Source organism: Alcanivorax sp. NBRC 101098, assembly GCF_001010505.1.
Classification (GTDB): domain Bacteria; phylum Pseudomonadota; class Gammaproteobacteria; order Pseudomonadales; family Alcanivoracaceae; genus Alcanivorax; species Alcanivorax borkumensis.
The window spans coordinates 513,611-530,000 of record NZ_AP014613.1; the positions used below are offsets into that span (position 1 = coordinate 513,611).

Below are 16,390 nucleotides of genomic sequence, written 5' to 3' on the forward strand. Positions count from 1 at the left end.
CTGTTATTGAAATTGTCGGTGCGGGTGAGCAAAGGTTATCACAAAGCTGGCTCCTTTCGAGCTTTCCTCCAGGTCTAGTGTGGCTTGGTTGGCATGGCACAGTTCGCGGCACAGATAAAGGCCAAGGCCATTGCCGTCTTTGGCGGTGGTGTAAAAGGGCTCGAAGAGATAATCCCTGGCCTCAAGGCTGATACCCTGGCCGTTATCTTGAACTCTTAGCCAAGGAAGACCGGTACGATCATGGTGGCCACAATGCAGACTCACCTCGCAGAAATCGCCGCCATGGCGCAGTGCATTGCCGATCAGGTTATCCAGCACCTGGATCAGCTGACTGCGATCAAAGCGCACTTCCATATCCGGTTGGCAATGAAGAGCAATTCGTCCGGTGGTGTTTTTGATTTTCCATTGCTCAGTTACTTCCTGAATTAGTGTTGGCAGAATGAATCGTTCAGCTTGCCCTTTCGGTCTGCGTGAAAGGTCTAGTACATCATGAATAATGCCGTTCACCCGAGTTACATGGTTGCGGATTATTTGTAATAGGTGCTGGTCTTCCTGGCTTGGGTCTCCATCAAGCAAGAGATCGGAGGCATGATTAATGGCACTGAGAGGATTGCGGATTTCATGGGCTAGGGTGGCAGATAGGCGCCCGAGAGAAGCTAGGTTCATTTGCTGGGCTTCCTGTGCGATTTGTGCGGTGTTCTCTAGAAAAAGCAGTGTCAGGTTTTCATGTCCGGTATCCAGCTGTGCGAACCGTGGGCTCAGCACGGGAGACTGCTCCGAGACGCGCAGGGTAGGTAAAGGCAGAAGGGGATTATCTTGCCAACGATGAAAACGGGAGGCTAATGCGTCGGGTAGGTGCTTGCCTAGCATCGGGCTGTCGAACAGATTGTTGGCGGACTGGTTGGACATGAGAACTTGAAAACCGTCGTCGAACACCAAAACGCCTGTGCGCATACGTTGCACAATTTGTTGGTTCAGTGCTTCCAGTCGTTCAATAGCAACCTGTTGCTGCCGCGTGACTTTTTCGCTTTGTTCTAGGCGATGCGCGATTTGCTGAATAATCAGCGATACCATGAAGAAGGCAATGCCGAGCAGGCTCGATTCAGTCAGCACGAACGGGGATGAGTGCTGTGTATGGATGGAAAAATAGAACTGCTCGAACATGGCGGACAGGGTTGCCAGTGCCGCGATAAGAAAGCCTTGTCGACCGCGTAAAAGAATGTTGCCAGCCGCAACGGTCACCAACAAAAGCACCGCAAGACCGCCTTCTAGTCCGCCATTGGAATGCACTACCAGTGTTAGCATCCCGAGGTCACTGATGAGCGCGGCCGGTTGTGCCCAGGCAGGAAATGCTCGTCTATGCCGGTTATTGTCCAGGGTGGCGGAGGCCAGCGTCAGGCCCAAGTAGACAAAAAGGGTTGTTTCGAAGAGGGCGGGGAAATGGGTGCCGAGCAGAGCCTTATCTGGCCCGTAGTGTAGTAATAGCAGCACGCAAGCTATGGCAATGCGGTAAACATTATAGATGCGTGCCGGTGTCCAGCCTTGGCTAGCGATCATGCTGTTCCAGATATTGGCGCTGATGTTCTTGGCTGCAGAAATGCAGCCCGCCATGACTAAAAGCGTCGGGGGCTGGAACATGAACGCCACATTGTGCGCATTTCACCATGATCTGCGGGTTACTGGTGCTATTGTCGGGCGCTGTGGGCCGGGCCTGGGCCAGCAGTTGTTTCATAACCCGCCAGGCTAGATAAATCAGCGCGGCGATAATAATCAGGCGAATTAGCCCCATGGAGCCCCCTTTATTGTTTGCTGTTTTTGTCAGGTGCGGTCGGGTTACGTGTTTCTAGCGCATTCATCGATCGCCAGCTAAAGAGTACAATCAGCGCTCACTTGAGGAAAGGCCGGTTGATCATGCGAATTATTATGGCCCAGCAGAATGCGCTGGTGGGCGATATCGAAGGCAACGCCCAGCGCGTTATTGCCGCGTCAGACGAAGCTCGTCGATTATTAGGGGCAGATTTGGTGCTGTTCCCGGAACTAATGCTTACCGGCTACCCGCCAGAAGATCTTCTGCTGCGCCCGAGTCTGAACAGTCGGGTCGATGCGGCCCTCGCAGATATCGGTGCGGCGATTTCGGTGCCCGTAGTGCTGGGCTATCCGGCGGTACGCAACGGGCATCGTCGTAATGCGGCGGGGGTGATGTTCCCGGGTGAGACTGGTCCCCGTCATGAGTATTTCAAGCAACACTTGCCCAATTACCGGGTGTTTGATGAAAAACGTTATTTTCAGCCGGGCAAGGATGCTTGCACCTTTGATATTGATGGCTGGACGCTGGGTATTACCATTTGTGAAGACATTTGGCACGCTGGCCCAGCGGCCCAGTTACAGAAGGCAGGCACCGATCTGATTCTGAATTTGAATGCCTCTCCTTATCGCATCAACAAGGCAGACGAACGTTTCGACCAGGTACAAGCCCGTTGCCGGGAGACTGGCTTGCCGGTGTTGTATTGCAATCTTGTGGGTGGCCAGGATGAGCTGGTTTTTGATGGGGCCTCATTTGTCTGCGATAGCCAGGGTAATCGCTGTGTGCAAGCTGCTAGTTTTACCGAAGCACTGGTGCCGGTGGATGTGCAATGCCAGGGCGGGCACTGTGAGCCCCGTGGTGAGGTGTTGCCGCTGCCAGGGCCGCAGGCGGGTATGTACCAGGCTTTGGTATTGGCAACCCGTGATTATGTGAACAAAAACGGTTTCAAGGGCGCTCTATTGGGACTGTCCGGGGGGATTGATTCTGCTCTGACCCTGGCGGTGGCGGTGGATGCCCTTGGCCCGGAACGGGTGGAGGCGGTGATGATGCCATTTCAGTATACCTCTGCCATGAGTCTGGAAGACGCAGAAAAACAGGCTCGAACCCTGCGCGTCCATTACCGGGTATTGCCGATCGAGGCAGCGTTTAATGGGTTTATGGATATTCTCAGGGAGCCGTTTGCAGGCACCTCCCGGGACACAACCGAAGAAAACCTCCAGGCTCGCTGTCGCGGGGTGCTGTTGATGGCGCTTTCCAACAAGAACGGTTCAGTCGTGTTGACCACGGGTAACAAGAGCGAAATGGCGGTGGGGTATGCCACGCTGTATGGCGATATGGCGGGAGGCTTCTCGGTGCTCAAGGATGTCTTCAAGACGTCAGTGTTTAACCTGTGTCGTTGGCGCAACCAACAGGCTGGGGCGGAAATTATTCCCGACAGGGTGATTACGCGCCCTCCATCCGCAGAGTTGGCTCCAGACCAAGTGGACAGTGATTCTCTGCCTGATTACGACGAGCTGGACGCGATTCTGGAGCGTTACGTGGAGCAGGACATGAGCGCCGAAGCGGTGATTCGTGATGGTTTTGATCGAGAAACAGTGTATCGGGTGGTGAAACTCACGGACCGCAACGAGTATAAGCGTCGCCAGGCTGCCGTGGGGCCGCGCGTTAGCCGCCGGGCTTTCGGCAAGGACCGGCGCTATCCAATAACCAACGGTTGGCGGCCGGGAGATTAAGTGGCTGTGGCGCAAGATGTTTGCTACTAGGTAAACACCCAAAAGCCCGCTATTGCGGGCTTTCTTCGTTAGGCGTCGGGCGTTCTGTTTGCGTGCAGCATGTTATAACAAATCGAATGTCAGCAAACTGAGTAAGCCGTTATCCTCATCTGGCCACCAAGCCAGGTCTACGTGTTTGTCGTCATCTAGAAAGGTGCTGTTGGGCCAGTTCAGGGCCAGCACCGCGCGGCTTTTTTCAGCCTGCTTGGGGAGCTCTAGCCGTTGGTAGCCTTTCACCATAATGGCCAAGCTTTCTTCCACGGCTGGGGTATGCTGATAGTGTTTTACCACATACTGCGCTCGGTTAAGAGAGGCGACGATGGCGCCGCGCCGCGCGTAATAGCGTGCCACGTGGAGTTCCTGCCGGGCGAGTTGATTGCGGATATGTACCATGCGGGCGCGAGCGTCAGGGGCGTACTCGCTGTCCGGAAAGCGGCTGACCAAGCGCTCGAAGTCGCGGAAGGCGTCTTTTGCGGCAGCCATATCCTTGCTGGAGCGGTCGGAGGCAACCATATTGTCAAACAGGCCCTTCTCCATATTGAAGTTGGCCAGCCCGCGCATGTAGAGCGCATAATCCATGCGCGGATGGGCGGGATGGTTGCGCATGAAACGCTGTGCCGCTACCACTGTGGCTGGGTAGTCCACAGATTTGTACTGGGCGTAAATCAGGTCCAGTGCGGACTGTTCGGCATAATCTCCATACGGAAAACGCGCCTCCAGCTCTTTGAGCTGGTCGATGGCCGTCAGATAGTTTTTCGATTCAATGGACTCGCGGGCTTCCCGATATTGATCGGCCTCGGTGAGCTCCGGGCGATCTTCAGGGTTAGCGGCACAGCCGGCCAGAATCAGTAGACACAATAGTGGCCATAAAAGTCGTGGCATTCTTTCCTCGTTGAACGGGTTACAATTCGCGAATTGGGTATTTAAGCACAGGTTGAGGAACCTTTTATATGGGACATCTTGGCGGCGAAAAAATTCAGCGCACCGAACAGGTGAAGCCGGAGCACGCCGGGCAGCGGGTAGATCAGGTAGCGGCGGAGCTGTTCGAGGGCTTTTCTCGCTCGCGCCTGCAGACTTGGATCAAGAATGGTGTGTTGACGGTCAACGGTGCCCAGACCAAGCCCAAAGAGAAGCTGACCGGTAATGAATCGCTGACTCTGGAGGTGGAAATTGAGCCTGAATTGGATGATCAGCCTCAGTCCATCGATCTGGATGTGGTCTATCAGGATGACGACCTGATCGTGATTAACAAGCCCACCGGGCTAGTGGTTCACCCGGCCGCAGGCCACGCAGATGGCACATTGCTTAACGGGTTGCTTCACTTGGACGAACGCCTTAACAGCCTGCCCCGTGCGGGTATTGTTCACCGTTTGGACCGTGATACTACCGGGTTAATGGTGGTGGCCCGTTCTCTAGAAGCTCATCAGAGCCTGGTGGCGCAACTACAAGATAAAAGTCTGTTTCGGCAATACGAGGCCATTGCGGTGGGGGTGATGACTGGCGGTGGCAAGGTGGATGCGCCCATGGGGCGTCATCCGGTGGACCGTAAGAAGCAGGCGGTAGTGAAAACCGGCGGAAAAAATGCGGTGACTCACTACCGGGTGCTTGATCGTTACCGGGCTCACACCCGGATTCAGGTGCAACTGGAAACCGGTCGTACCCATCAAATTCGCGTTCATATGGCCCATCGCAACTATCCGCTGGTGGGTGATCCGCTCTACGGAGGTCGCCTCAAGCAGCCAGCCGGTGCCACCGAAGCGTTGCGTCAGGCGCTGCATAAATTTCCCCGCCAAGCGCTACATGCCCGGAAATTGGGGCTGATCCACCCGGCTAGGGGAGAGTATTGTGAGTTTCAAGCTGAATTGCCGGCGGATATGACTAGCCTGATTGTCGCGTTGGAAAATGACATCAAAGACGAATAGGTCACCCCCCGCTTAGCCTCAATCAGGCGTGTTGTTCAATATGAGCGGGGGAAGGGGGCCTGCGCCCCTTCATGATCAAGGAGCCGGAAATGTCACTACCGGACAAGAGTGAGTGGTTGTGCCCGGATTGGAATCCACACCCGGCAGTGCGGGTATGTGTGACCACCCGGGCTGGCGATCTCTCCCCTAAACCTTGGAACGGTTTAAATTTGGGGCTGAATTGTGGTGACCAGCCTGAGCGAGTGGAGCGGGCGCGCCACCATGTGGAGAAACAATTACAGGCGGATCATCCTGCGGCCTGGTTGTGGCAGGTCCATGGCAAACGGGTGATGCGGGCAGATGAGCAGAATAATGAGGCAGACGGTGTTTGGACCGATCAGCAGCGTTGGCCTTGTGTCGTGCTGACGGCTGATTGTTTGCCCGTGTTGCTCGCTCGCAAGGATGGCACGGCGGTGGCGGCGGTGCATGCCGGTTGGCGCGGCTTGCAAGCGGGCATTATCGCCGAAGGGGTCGCTCGTATTGCTCCCAGCGGTGAGCCAGTGAGTGCTTGGCTAGGGCCGGCCATTTGTGGGCAGTGTTATCAGGTGGGGGATGACGTGTATCGCGCTTTCACCATGGGTCGCCCGGCTTTTGAGCCTGCCTTCAAGAAAGATGCTACCCCTAATCATTGGCGGTTTTCTGTGGCCCACGCTGCCATTATTGAGCTGGCCCTGTTGGGCATCGACGATGTTCATGGTGGAGATCTTTGCACGGCCTGTGATTTGTCCCGCTTTTACTCCTATCGTAAGGAAGGCCAAACGGGTCGGTTCGCCTCACTGATCTGGCTTGATGGATGAAAACAGGGATTGTTAAGCGGGGAGGGTGAGTGGACTCCGCTATATGGGCTGTTTTTTCTTTTATCCAAAAACAAAGAGGCTGCGATCCAGGATTGGGCGCGGCCTCTTTGCTTTAAGGCTATGGTCATGCTTGTTATTGCGCGGTATCAATTCGCTATTTCCAAAAAACAATTAACCTTGAAGCTGGCCCAATCGGACCCATCTATGATTCAGTTGATAGATAACCGGTGATCACATTGGCCTTGCCGACAGGGAGGCGTTGTGTGGATCACGACCGGATAGGAGAGCGATACAATGCGAATGGATAAACTCACTGCCCGCCTGCAGGAAGCGCTGTCAGACGCGCAATCCTTGGCCGTGGGGCAGGGTAATAGCACCATTGAGCCAGTTCATCTGATGTTGGCGTTGATGCAGCAGCAGGGAGGCGCCGCTCGGCCGTTGTTGGAAAAAGCAGGCGCCAACGTTGCCGATGTGATTACCGCCCTGAACATGGCTGTGGACAAGCTGCCCACGGTGACTAACTTCAATGGTGATGTGCAGATGGGACAAGCCACCGGGCGGATGCTGAATATTGCCGACCGGGAAGCTCAGCAGCGCGGTGACCAGTATCTTTCTACGGAAGTGGTGTTGCTGGCGGCCTGTGACGATAGCGGTGAGCTGGGTAAGCTGTTTAAGAATGCCGGCGTCACTCGTAAGGTGCTGGCTGAAAAAATTGCTGAAGTACGAGGGGGCGAAACGGTGAACGATCCCAACGCGGAAGACAAACGTGAAGCGCTAGATAAGTACACCGTGAACCTGACCGAGCGAGCGGAATCCGGCAAGCTTGACCCGGTGATCGGCCGGGACGACGAAATTCGCCGTACTATTCAGGTCTTGCAGCGTCGCACCAAGAACAACCCGGTATTGATCGGTGAGCCCGGGGTGGGCAAGACCGCCATTGTCGAAGGCCTTGCTCAGCGTATTGTGAATGGCGAAGTCCCTGAAGGCTTGAAGGACAAGCAAGTGCTCTCGCTGGATATGGCCGCGCTGATCGCGGGTGCTAAATATCGAGGAGAGTTCGAAGAGCGCTTGAAAGCGGTACTCAACGAGTTGGCTAAGCAGGAAGGGCGCATCATTCTTTTCATTGATGAGCTGCATACCATGGTCGGCGCCGGCAAGGGTGAAGGGTCCATGGATGCGGGCAATATGCTCAAGCCGGCACTGGCTCGGGGTGAGCTGCACTGTGTGGGTGCTACCACGCTGGACGAATACCGGCAGTACATTGAGAAAGATGCCGCGCTGGAGCGTCGTTTTCAGAAAGTGCTGGTGGATGAGCCCACGGTGGAAGACACCATTGCCATTCTGCGGGGCTTGAAAGAGCGTTACGAAGTTCACCATGGCGTGGACATCACCGATGGCGCCATCATTGCCGCTGCTCGCTTGAGTCATCGCTACATTACCGATCGACAACTGCCGGATAAGGCCATTGATCTGATCGACGAGGCCGGCAGCCGTATCCGTATGGAAATCGACTCTATGCCGGAGGAAATGGACCGCCTAGATCGCCGTTTGATCCAGCTGAAAATGGAGCGTGAAGCGCTGCGCAAGGAAGACGATGATGCCAGCCGCAAGCGGCTGGAAAAGCTGGAAGATGAGATTGATGAGCTGGAAAAAGAGTACGCGGATCTAGAGGAAATTTGGCAGGCGGAGAAAGCCGCGTTGCAGGGCGCAGCCGAATATAAGGCGGAGCTGGAGCAGGCTCGTGTGGAGCTGGAGCAGGCCCGTCGCGCCGGCGACCTGAGCCGTATGTCCGAACTGCAGTACGGCGAAATTCCGGAACTGGAAAAGAAAGTTCAGGATGCCCAGGACCGGGAAGAACAAGCCCAAACTGAGACGCAGCTGCTGCGTAACAAGGTCACCGACGAGGAAATTGCTGAGGTGGTGGCCAAGTGGACCGGCATTCCTGTATCGAAAATGTTGGAAGGTGAGAAAGACAAGTTGCTGCGTATGGAAGATGCCTTGCATGATCGGGTGGTCGGCCAGAATGAGGCTGTTGAGGCGGTGGCTAATGCGGTACGCCGCTCCCGGGCAGGGTTGTCAGATCCAAATCGACCCAACGGCAGCTTCCTGTTTCTGGGCCCCACCGGGGTGGGTAAAACGGAACTTTGTAAGGCGCTGGCCAACTTCCTGTTCGACACCGAAGAGGCCATGGTTCGCATCGACATGTCTGAGTTTATGGAAAAACATTCCGTGGCTCGGCTGGTCGGTGCCCCTCCGGGCTATGTGGGTTATGAGGAAGGCGGCTACCTCACCGAGTTAGTGCGACGTAAACCTTACTCGGTGGTGTTGCTGGACGAGGTGGAAAAAGCCCACCCGGATGTGTTCAACATTCTGTTGCAGGTGCTCGATGATGGTCGCCTGACGGATGGCCAAGGCCGTACCGTGGACTTCCGCAATACTGTGGTGGTGATGACATCCAACCTGGGTTCTGATCTGATTCAGAAGCTGGCAGGTTCTGATGCCGAATCTGCTAGTGATTATGAAACGATGAAATCGGCGGTGATGGAGGTGGTAGGTAACCACTTCCGCCCGGAGTTCCTCAACCGAGTAGATGAAACCGTGGTGTTCCATCCGCTGGCCAAAGATCAGCTCAAGGGCATTGCGTCCATTCAGTTGGGTTTCTTGCGCAAGCGATTGGCGGAGCGGGAAATGAGCCTGGAGCTGAGTGATGCGGCGCTTGATCAGCTGGTGGATGCCGGTTTTGATCCCGTCTACGGGGCTCGTCCGCTTAAGCGGGCTATCCAGCAGCAGTTGGAAAATCCGCTGGCTCAATCGCTGCTGAAAGGCGAGTACGTTCAGGGCGATACCATTCACGTGGATGTGGAAGAGGGGCGGTTTACGTTTGGCCGTTAATCGTCCCTTTGGGCCAAGTAAAGAAAAGCCGCCGGTGGTAACGCCGGCGGCTTTTTTGTGGGCGGGCTTTTAGTCTCAGCTTAGCGGCCTTCGCATTTCTCCAAGGCACTACGGGTCTCGGCGAGCATCTCGTCTCTAACTTGCTGGTCGATCACTTCCAGTTCACCTGTTTCCGGGTTTTTGCGCCGTACGGTGGGCTTGTTGGTCAGGGTTTCCAGATTCTTGCGGTGTTGTTCGCAGCGTTCTTGAGCGACCGCTTCTGGTTCCGTTTCCAGTCGCTTTTGCTCCTTGGCTTGACTCGCGGCAGCCTCTTTGGCTTTTTGTGCCGCGTTCCTTTTGGTCTCAAGGGCTTCGATGGCCTCGCTCTGACTCGAACTGGCAGTGGCGCGGGTGTTTATTTCGGTCGTATTCGCGCCCTGTGGAGCCTGGGCGTCGTAATGGGTAACGCCTTTGTCGTCTACCCATTTATAGAACTTGGCCGCCGGGCTCAGGCTCGAAAGGGCAAGTAAGGCGCCGCCGAGAAACAGGCTGAATTTTGTCATGATGTCCGTCTTCTTATGATTTCGGTTGATCCATCAGACTTTAGCATGACGTGAGAAGGGGATTTTCTGCAACCTAAAGTCGACCAAGGGCTTTGATTGACTGCACATTTCTGCGAAGATTATGACTTTCCGGAGATCGGGACCCGCATTCGCTTACCGGCGTGTGTGAGGCCGGGACCCGGGGCACCGTTACCGCGATGTCCTGCCAGCAGTACCACTGCACTCTCGTCCCGCTGTGGGAGCCTCCGGAGGTTTCTCATTCCTAAAGCGGGAGTATTCCCTTTCAGGTTTGCAGATCTTCCGTGTAGTCCTCCCGCCTGTGTTCTTGTCGGCCACCTCCGACAGGGCTCCAGAGCACCTAAATACGGTGCTTTCCGCAGGCAGCAAGCTAGCAGGCTGTTCAACAGCCAGCCAAAACACCGTCCCGCTGCGTGGCAGTGGGTAGTATGCATTTAAATTTGAGGTAGCAACCGTGGAAATGTTATCCGGCGCGGAAATGGTGGTCCGTGCGCTGCAAGACGAGGGAGTGGAGTACATCTTCGGGTATCCCGGAGGGTCCGTACTGCACATTTATGATGCGCTGTTCCAGCAGGACAAGGTCAACCATATTCTGGTCCGCCATGAGCAGGCGGCCACCCATGCGGCCGACGGCTATGCCCGTGCCACCGGCAAGGCCGGTGTGGTCATGGTGACGTCCGGGCCAGGCGCGACTAATGCGATCACTGGCTTGGCTACGGCCTTTATGGATTCGATTCCTATGGTAGTGCTGTCCGGGCAAGTGCGTTCTGACTGGATTGGTGATGATGCCTTCCAGGAAACGGACATGATTGGTGTGTCCCGTCCGGTGGTGAAGCACAGTTTCATGGTTCGTGATGCCAAAGACATTCCCGAAATCATGAAGAAGGCCTTCTACATCGCCACCACCGGCCGTCCCGGCCCGGTGCTGGTGGATATTCCTAAGGATCAGACGGCACCGAACGTCAAGAATCCCTACGAGTATCCCAAGAAAGTGAAGATGCGCTCTTACTCTCCGGTGAGCCGCGGCCATTCCGGGCAGATCCGTAAGGCGCTGGACGAGTTGATGAAAGCCAAGCGCCCGGTGATTTATGCCGGCGGTGGCGTGGTGCAGGGTGAAGGCAGCGAGTTGCTGACCCAGTTGGCCCACCGGCTTAATTTCCCGGTGACCAATACCCTGATGGGGCTGGGGGGCTTTCCCGGTACCGACCGTCAGAACGTGGGTATGCTGGGCATGCACGGCACCTATGAAGCCAACATGACCATGCATAACTCGGATGTGATTTTGGCTGTGGGTGCCCGTCTGGACGACCGGGTGACTAACAATGTGAAGAAGTTCTGCCCGGGCGCCAAGATCATTCACATCGATATCGACCCGGCGACTATCTCTAAAAACATCATGGCGCACATCCCCATCGTGGGCCCGGTGCAGCAGGTGCTGGAAGAGATGCTGGCGGCGCTGGATGAGCACGGTGGCGAGCCGGACCGCAAGGCGCTTGAGCGCTGGTGGGAAGAGATCGACGGCTGGCGCAAGGTGCATGGCATGCGTTATGAGATCAACGAAGATGGTCCCATGAAGCCCCAGCAGGTGGTGCAGGCGCTATATAAGGCAACCAAAGGTGATGCCTATGTGACTTCCGATGTGGGTCAGCACCAGATGTTCGCAGCCCAGTACTATCAGTACGACAAGCCTCGCCGTTGGATCAACTCCGGTGGCCTGGGGACTATGGGCTTCGGCTTGCCGGCGGCCATGGGGGTGCAGTTTGCGTTCCCCGAGGCGACGGTGGCCTGTGTGACGGGCGAAGGCTCTATTCAGATGAATATCCAAGAACTGTCCACCTGCCTGCAGTATGGCTTGCCGGTGAAAATCATCAACATTAATAACCAGGCGCTGGGCATGGTTCGCCAATGGCAGGACATGCAGTACGGCGGCCGTCACAGCCAGTCATACATGGAGTCCCTGCCGGACTTCGTCAAGCTGGCCGAATCTTATGGTCATGTGGGCATGAAGATCACCAAGATTGAGGATCTGGACGCGGCTATGGATGAAGCCTTTGCCCTGAAAGACCGTTTGGTATTCATGGATATTTATGTTGATTCCACCGAGCACGTATACCCTATGCAGATTGCAGACGGTTCCATGCGTGATATGTGGTTGAGCAAGACGGAGCGGACCTGATGCGTCGAATTATTTCTATCCTGATGGAAAACGAGCCGGGCGCACTGAGCCGGGTAATCGGTCTGTTCTCCCAGCGGGGGTACAACATTGAAACCCTTTCGGTAGCACCTACGGAAGACAGCACCCTGTCTCGCCTGACGCTGACCACTTACGGTAATGATCTGAAGATCGAACAGATTACTAAGCACCTCAACAAATTGATCGAAGTGGTCAAGCTGGTGGACCTGACAGAAGGCGCGCACATTGAGCGCGAGCTGATGTTGATCAAAGTGAAGGCTACCGGTGCCCAACGGGCTGAAGTGAAGCGGTCGGTGGATATCTTCCGTGGCCAGATTGTGGATGTGACTAGTACGGTGTATACCATTCAGCTTACGGGTGCATCGGACAAGCTGGACGCCTTTATTGGTGCTATTGGGGAAACCCAGGTGCTAGAAGTGGTGAGGTCTGGAGTATCCGGCATTGCCCGTGGTGAGAAGGTTTTGAGCTTGTAGTCGTGCTCAGCGGTTGACGCTGAATGCTAGATGCAAAAGCCGCTCTTCGGAGCGGCTTTTTTTGTTTTTCATGATAGCAACATAAAAGTCTTTAGAATCGATTCACGGAAAAGCGCACGGCCTAATCGGCCGCACCAAGGAAAGGAGAGTCGCTATGGCGTTTGATTATGGGTCCATTGATTTGGGGCTGCGGAACCCGTTTAAAAAGAAGGCTTGGTTACTGCGGTAACGGGTGGGCTGAGTGCTTGTGTGGGGCTGGCTGTGCTGCTGATAGCGGCGGCAACGGTGAAGGAAAATACCGTGGCGGGCTGGATTTATATAGTGTTTGCGGTTGTGCTTCTAGGGGGCGGGGTTCGCGCCTTGAGTGGGGGTGCTTTTGCCATGTTGCGCTATTTTGTAGGTCGTAACCATCCCACCTCGCTGGCCTATAATTACAGCCCCTCGGAAAGCAGCACTGCGCAGGAAGAGTCCCGTTATGTGGGCTACAAAGGCAGTACGCTAGAAGAAATGTTGATTGGTCGTAAGAATCCCACTTTTGTGGAGCCAGAAGGGTTTCTGGCGCGCGCTGCACAGTCTACTTCCTAAGTTGTTGTTCATGCCGTATCCCATTCGTAACCTTGGGCAGCGCTTATTTGGCGCCTGGGTGAAAACAGCAGTGGCTATCATGGCGTATCTGTTTGTGGCGTTTGTCACGCTGGCGGGTTTTGTCGGTGATATGGGTACCGTGATCTTTCCCCTCTATTCGGTGATCTTGAGCATTTATGTGATTGTGTTGTGGTGGAGAGCCGGTCGCGCTATTGCTCGGCATCCGGAACGGCAGGTGGAGTCCATGGGCGGTGGCGACCTGGTTATGGTGATAGCGGTGTTTATTGTGCTGCCGGTGATGGTGGGTCTTATGCTGGGCTCGGTTTCCCAAGTGGGCAATGTGGGTATTCAGCAGTGGCAGCAGTGGATTAGCGTGCTCGACGGCCTTTATCCGTTAACGTATTTGTTGGTGTCATTGCTGTTTGCTGCAGTGGCTAGCGTGGGCATTTATCAGCTGCTTCGTCGTCGTTTGGCGTTGGCGAATCCGGTGTCGGAAGTGTCTGAGTTGCGGGAAAATTGGCAGGAGTCGGTGCACCCCAATGAAATTTTTATCAACCTAGATAATCTAGTTATGGCTAACCGTCGTTATAAGGAAGTGCCTAACCGGGTGTATCGGGAACTGGACCCGCAATTGGTTGAACAGGTGGAGGGCAAGGGGGGATTCAAGGGTGAGATGATCCAGGAAATCCAGCCGAAAGTGAAACCGATGAACTTGGGGACAGGTTTTGACAAAGTACGAATGGCTCTGCTCATCGGGGGTAATATCTTAGTGCTGATAGCGACAGGACTAACCTTGTGGTTAGCGTTTGCCACGGTGGATCTTTACGAGGCTTTGGCCCAGCAAGGCGTATCGGTGGAGGCGTTGTTGTCTGGTGATAGCAGTGCACTGTCGTTGGCGGTGAATTTACTGGTGTGGGGCGTTATTTTTAGAGCTTTCGCGGCGCTGTTACGCGGAGCGGCCCACTTGGTTTTTTCTGAAATGCAGTTCGAATCGGTGATGATTTACTTCAAGTGTGAAGGCACATTTACGGAGTCGAAAATGTCCACGGGTACGGGCATCCATGATAGTACTCGTTCAGAAAATACCTTAATACGCAGCAGCATTACACCCTGGATTGTGGTCTCAAGGTTGGTGACGTCCACGTTCGCAGCCACTGGTATGCGTAACCTTGAATTCCCGCGTTACGTGATGGAAATGCATAAGGCTCCAGAAGCGTTAGCCTCAATTAGGGCTGATGTGGTCACTTTCTTGAAGGACCGCGAGTCCATCGCGTCGATTACAAGTGAGAGGGATTTGGGTAATGCATCGCAAATTTATCAGCTCAATCAGCAAACTCGAGCTCAGGTGTCACTGCCGACGGCGGGAGCTGATGAGGACGCTGCCGGGTATCTGCGCCAGGAGCAGGCAGCGGACGATGCCGAAGGGAAGCCTAGCAATGGCGGCACCGCGGGAGATGAGCCGGTACTGTAACACGTCTTGCTCGGTCTCCCTCCCGAAGCGGCTCCAAGAGTGAGCCGTTTTTTGTTGTCTGGCGTCAGGTATCACCTAATTGTGACCAAAACGCATTAATGAGCGGTTCTTCTTGGCGCCGCTCCTGGGTAAACAGCCCTACTTCGTAAGGTGCAAGGGCGGGCTGCACATCCAATGATCGGGTGCGTCCGGCTAGCGGGCTGTTATCCAGCACAATCTTCGGCACCACGCCCACCCCAAATCCTAGGCTGACCATACTGACGATGGCTTCGTTGCCGCTGACCTGAGCATAGATATGCGGCTTCGCGCCAAGCTGGCGAAACCAGCGATCCACCCGTTCCCGTGCCAACCCTTCCTCCGAGAGAATCATGGGAATGTCTTTCCAGTCCGCGTGGTTGGCTACACCGTTGAGCCGCTCCGCCAACTGGGTTTGTCCGGCCTGGGCAATAAACAGTAAAGGGGACCGGGCAATGGGCCTAAAGGCGATGCCGCTGGGGAGGTGATCAGGTCGTGCGCCGATCGCGATATCCTCTTCGCCCTGCTGGATGCGCTGCACGGCTTGAGCCGGGTCGCCAGTATGCAGCTTTAGTTCGATACGAGGGTATTGGTGCCGAAAACTGCTGAGTAGATCGTAGAGAAAGCTATAGCTGGCGGTCACGGAGCAATACAGGCGCAGCTCACCCTGCAGAATGCGGCGATCCTCCTGTAATGCATGGCGCAGGCCATCCCAGCGCATCAGTGTGTCGCGGGCATATTCCTGGAAGCGTTGGCCTTCTCGAGTCAGGGTAACGCTGCGGTTGTCACGGTAGAGCAATGGCACGTTCAGCTCTTCTTCCAGCTGTTGAATGGTACGGCTGAGTGTGGAAGGGCTTACGTGGCACATGGAGCTGGTGCGCCCAAAGTGCAGGGTGTCGGCTAGGGTCAGGAACAGCCGCAGGGGTTTGGTGTCCATCAGGTATCCGCTTGCTGCTGAAGGAGTGAGACACTTGCTGTGTTGCAGAATAAGGAATGTGGTGTTTCAAATATATCATTTTACGCAATGATGTGAATCCCCTAAAGTACCGGCCCATCAGGCTGGTGCTTTATGTGTATCGGGCCTTTACCTTTTTCTTCTATTTATAAAGAGTCAGAGCTATGAGCATGCAAGTGTATTACGACAAGGATTGCGACCTCTCCATTATCCAAGGCAAGAAAGTAGCCATTCTCGGTTACGGCTCTCAAGGCCATGCCCACGCCTGTAACCTGAAAGATTCCGGTGTAGACGTCGTTGTCGGGCTGCGTACTGGTTCTACTTCCATTGCCAAAGCTGAAGCCCATGGCCTTAGCGTAACTGACGTACCCTCCGCCGTTGCCGCCGCTGACGTGGTAATGGTGCTGACGCCTGATGAGTTCCAGGCGCACCTGTACAAGTCCGACATTGAGCCGAACCTGAAAGAGGGGGCTACCTTGGCCTTCGCGCACGGCTTTGCTATTCACTACAATCAGATCGTACCGCGTGCGGACCTGGACGTGATCATGATCGCTCCTAAAGCGCCGGGCCACACTGTGCGCACTGAGTTCACCAAGGGTGGCGGTATCCCCGACCTGATCGCGATTTTCCAAGACGCGTCCGGCAGCGCTAAAGAACTGGCTCTTTCCTATGCCTGTGGTGTGGGCGGAGGCCGTACCGGTATCATCGAAACTACGTTCAAGGACGAAACTGAAACCGACTTGTTCGGCGAGCAGGCGGTACTGTGTGGTGGGGCTGTTGAGCTGGTGAAGGCGGGCTTCGAAACCCTGACCGAAGCGGGTTACGCGCCAGAAATGGCGTATTTCGAGTGTCTTCACGAGCTTAAGCTGATTGTTGATCTGATGTACGAAGGTGGCATCGCTAACATGAAC

The 16,390-nt window shown here is 55.2% G+C and carries 14 protein-coding genes (1 of these 14 only partly in view); 9 read left to right on the plus strand and 5 right to left on the minus strand.

Annotated features, from left to right (window positions below):
* Window positions 1-3: 3 nt before the first annotated feature.
* Both AS19_RS02455 and AS19_RS02460 read right to left on the minus strand, forming a co-directional pair.
* A complete protein-coding gene (locus tag AS19_RS02455) occupies window positions 4-1,557 on the minus strand; it encodes a PAS domain-containing sensor histidine kinase (RefSeq protein WP_046961667.1) in 1,554 nt (517 codons plus the stop codon).
* Window positions 1,547-1,789 carry a PP0621 family protein gene (locus AS19_RS02460; protein ID WP_011587759.1) on the minus strand — a complete coding sequence of 81 codons (243 nt, stop codon included), beginning with the start codon at window positions 1,787-1,789 and terminating at the stop codon, window positions 1,547-1,549. The genes AS19_RS02455 and AS19_RS02460 overlap by 11 nt, the downstream gene beginning before the upstream one ends.
* Before the next feature lie 122 nt (window positions 1,790-1,911).
* On the opposite strand from AS19_RS02460, the gene AS19_RS02465 reads away from it, so the two are divergent.
* On the plus strand, window positions 1,912-3,537 hold the full coding sequence (locus tag AS19_RS02465) for an NAD+ synthase (RefSeq protein ID WP_011587760.1): 1,626 nt from the start codon (window positions 1,912-1,914) through the stop codon (window positions 3,535-3,537).
* Between the two features lie 102 nt (window positions 3,538-3,639).
* On the opposite strand, the gene AS19_RS02470 is transcribed toward AS19_RS02465, so the two are convergent.
* Complete coding sequence (locus tag AS19_RS02470; RefSeq protein ID WP_011587761.1) at window positions 3,640-4,458, minus strand: outer membrane protein assembly factor BamD; 819 nt, start codon at window positions 4,456-4,458, stop codon at window positions 3,640-3,642.
* 68 nt (window positions 4,459-4,526) lie between these two features.
* On the opposite strand from AS19_RS02470, the gene rluD reads away from it, so the two are divergent.
* The 3 genes from rluD (at window position 4,527) to clpB (ending at window position 9,226) form a co-directional block, all read left to right on the plus strand.
* Window positions 4,527-5,498, plus strand: a complete 972-nt coding sequence (gene rluD / locus AS19_RS02475) for a 23S rRNA pseudouridine(1911/1915/1917) synthase RluD (RefSeq protein ID WP_011587762.1) — start codon at window positions 4,527-4,529, stop codon at window positions 5,496-5,498.
* 89 nt (window positions 5,499-5,587) lie between these two features.
* Window positions 5,588-6,334, plus strand: coding sequence for a peptidoglycan editing factor PgeF (pgeF, locus tag AS19_RS02480; protein ID WP_011587763.1), 747 nt, complete (start codon window positions 5,588-5,590; stop codon window positions 6,332-6,334).
* Between the two features lie 294 nt (window positions 6,335-6,628).
* Complete coding sequence (gene clpB, locus AS19_RS02485) at window positions 6,629-9,226, plus strand: ATP-dependent chaperone ClpB (RefSeq protein WP_011587765.1); 2,598 nt, start codon at window positions 6,629-6,631, stop codon at window positions 9,224-9,226.
* A gap of 80 nt (window positions 9,227-9,306) precedes the next feature.
* On the opposite strand, the gene AS19_RS02490 is transcribed toward clpB, so the two are convergent.
* Window positions 9,307-9,768, minus strand: coding sequence for a DUF4124 domain-containing protein (locus tag AS19_RS02490; protein WP_011587766.1), 462 nt, complete (start codon window positions 9,766-9,768; stop codon window positions 9,307-9,309).
* 472 nt (window positions 9,769-10,240) lie between these two features.
* On the opposite strand from AS19_RS02490, the gene AS19_RS02495 reads away from it, so the two are divergent.
* The 4 genes from AS19_RS02495 to AS19_RS02505 all read left to right on the plus strand — a co-directional run bounded on the left by AS19_RS02495 (window position 10,241) and on the right by AS19_RS02505 (window position 14,509).
* The gene (locus tag AS19_RS02495) at window positions 10,241-11,962 is read left to right on the plus strand and encodes an acetolactate synthase 3 large subunit (RefSeq protein ID WP_011587767.1); all 1,722 of its coding nucleotides are present in this window, start codon (window positions 10,241-10,243) and stop codon (window positions 11,960-11,962) included.
* Window positions 11,962-12,453 carry an acetolactate synthase small subunit gene (ilvN, locus tag AS19_RS02500; RefSeq protein WP_011587768.1) on the plus strand — a complete coding sequence of 164 codons (492 nt, stop codon included), beginning with the start codon at window positions 11,962-11,964 and terminating at the stop codon, window positions 12,451-12,453. The genes AS19_RS02495 and ilvN overlap by 1 nt, the downstream gene beginning before the upstream one ends.
* 213 nt (window positions 12,454-12,666) lie before the next feature.
* Window positions 12,667-13,038 carry a hypothetical protein gene (locus AS19_RS14190; protein ID WP_197463556.1) on the plus strand — a complete coding sequence of 124 codons (372 nt, stop codon included), beginning with the start codon at window positions 12,667-12,669 and terminating at the stop codon, window positions 13,036-13,038.
* Between the two features lie 10 nt (window positions 13,039-13,048).
* The gene (locus AS19_RS02505) at window positions 13,049-14,509 is read left to right on the plus strand and encodes a hypothetical protein (RefSeq protein ID WP_231860936.1); all 1,461 of its coding nucleotides are present in this window, start codon (window positions 13,049-13,051) and stop codon (window positions 14,507-14,509) included.
* Between the two features lie 64 nt (window positions 14,510-14,573).
* On the opposite strand, the gene ilvY is transcribed toward AS19_RS02505, so the two are convergent.
* Window positions 14,574-15,461 (minus strand): HTH-type transcriptional activator IlvY, encoded by an 888-nt coding sequence (gene ilvY, locus AS19_RS02510; RefSeq protein ID WP_046961668.1) that lies wholly within the window; start codon window positions 15,459-15,461, stop codon window positions 14,574-14,576.
* Between the two features lie 188 nt (window positions 15,462-15,649).
* Here ilvY and ilvC point away from each other — a divergent pair, with 188 nt between their 5' ends.
* Window positions 15,650-16,390 carry the 5' portion of a ketol-acid reductoisomerase gene (gene ilvC / locus AS19_RS02515; RefSeq protein ID WP_035459332.1) on the plus strand. The gene runs 276 nt beyond the window's last position, so only the first 741 of its 1,017 coding nucleotides appear in the window; its start codon is at window positions 15,650-15,652; the stop codon falls past the right edge of the window.

Excerpts from the sequence above, each read along its gene's own strand:
- AS19_RS02465 (WP_011587760.1), top strand. The coding sequence starts at position 1,912 with ATGCGAATTATTATGGCCCAGCAGAATGCGCTGGTGGGCGATATCGAA.
- AS19_RS02455 (WP_046961667.1), bottom strand. The coding sequence starts at position 1,557 with ATGATCGCTAGCCAAGGCTGGACACCGGCACGCATCTATAATGTTTAC.
- ilvN (WP_011587768.1), top strand. The coding sequence starts at position 11,962 with ATGCGTCGAATTATTTCTATCCTGATGGAAAACGAGCCGGGCGCACTG.
- ilvY (WP_046961668.1), bottom strand. The coding sequence starts at position 15,461 with ATGGACACCAAACCCCTGCGGCTGTTCCTGACCCTAGCCGACACCCTG.
- clpB (WP_011587765.1), top strand. The coding sequence starts at position 6,629 with ATGCGAATGGATAAACTCACTGCCCGCCTGCAGGAAGCGCTGTCAGAC.
- AS19_RS02505 (WP_231860936.1), top strand. The coding sequence starts at position 13,049 with ATGCCGTATCCCATTCGTAACCTTGGGCAGCGCTTATTTGGCGCCTGG.
- AS19_RS02460 (WP_011587759.1), bottom strand. The coding sequence starts at position 1,789 with ATGGGGCTAATTCGCCTGATTATTATCGCCGCGCTGATTTATCTAGCC.
- AS19_RS02470 (WP_011587761.1), bottom strand. The coding sequence starts at position 4,458 with ATGCCACGACTTTTATGGCCACTATTGTGTCTACTGATTCTGGCCGGC.
- pgeF (WP_011587763.1), top strand. The coding sequence starts at position 5,588 with ATGTCACTACCGGACAAGAGTGAGTGGTTGTGCCCGGATTGGAATCCA.
- AS19_RS02490 (WP_011587766.1), bottom strand. The coding sequence starts at position 9,768 with ATGACAAAATTCAGCCTGTTTCTCGGCGGCGCCTTACTTGCCCTTTCG.
- rluD (WP_011587762.1), top strand. The coding sequence starts at position 4,527 with ATGGGACATCTTGGCGGCGAAAAAATTCAGCGCACCGAACAGGTGAAG.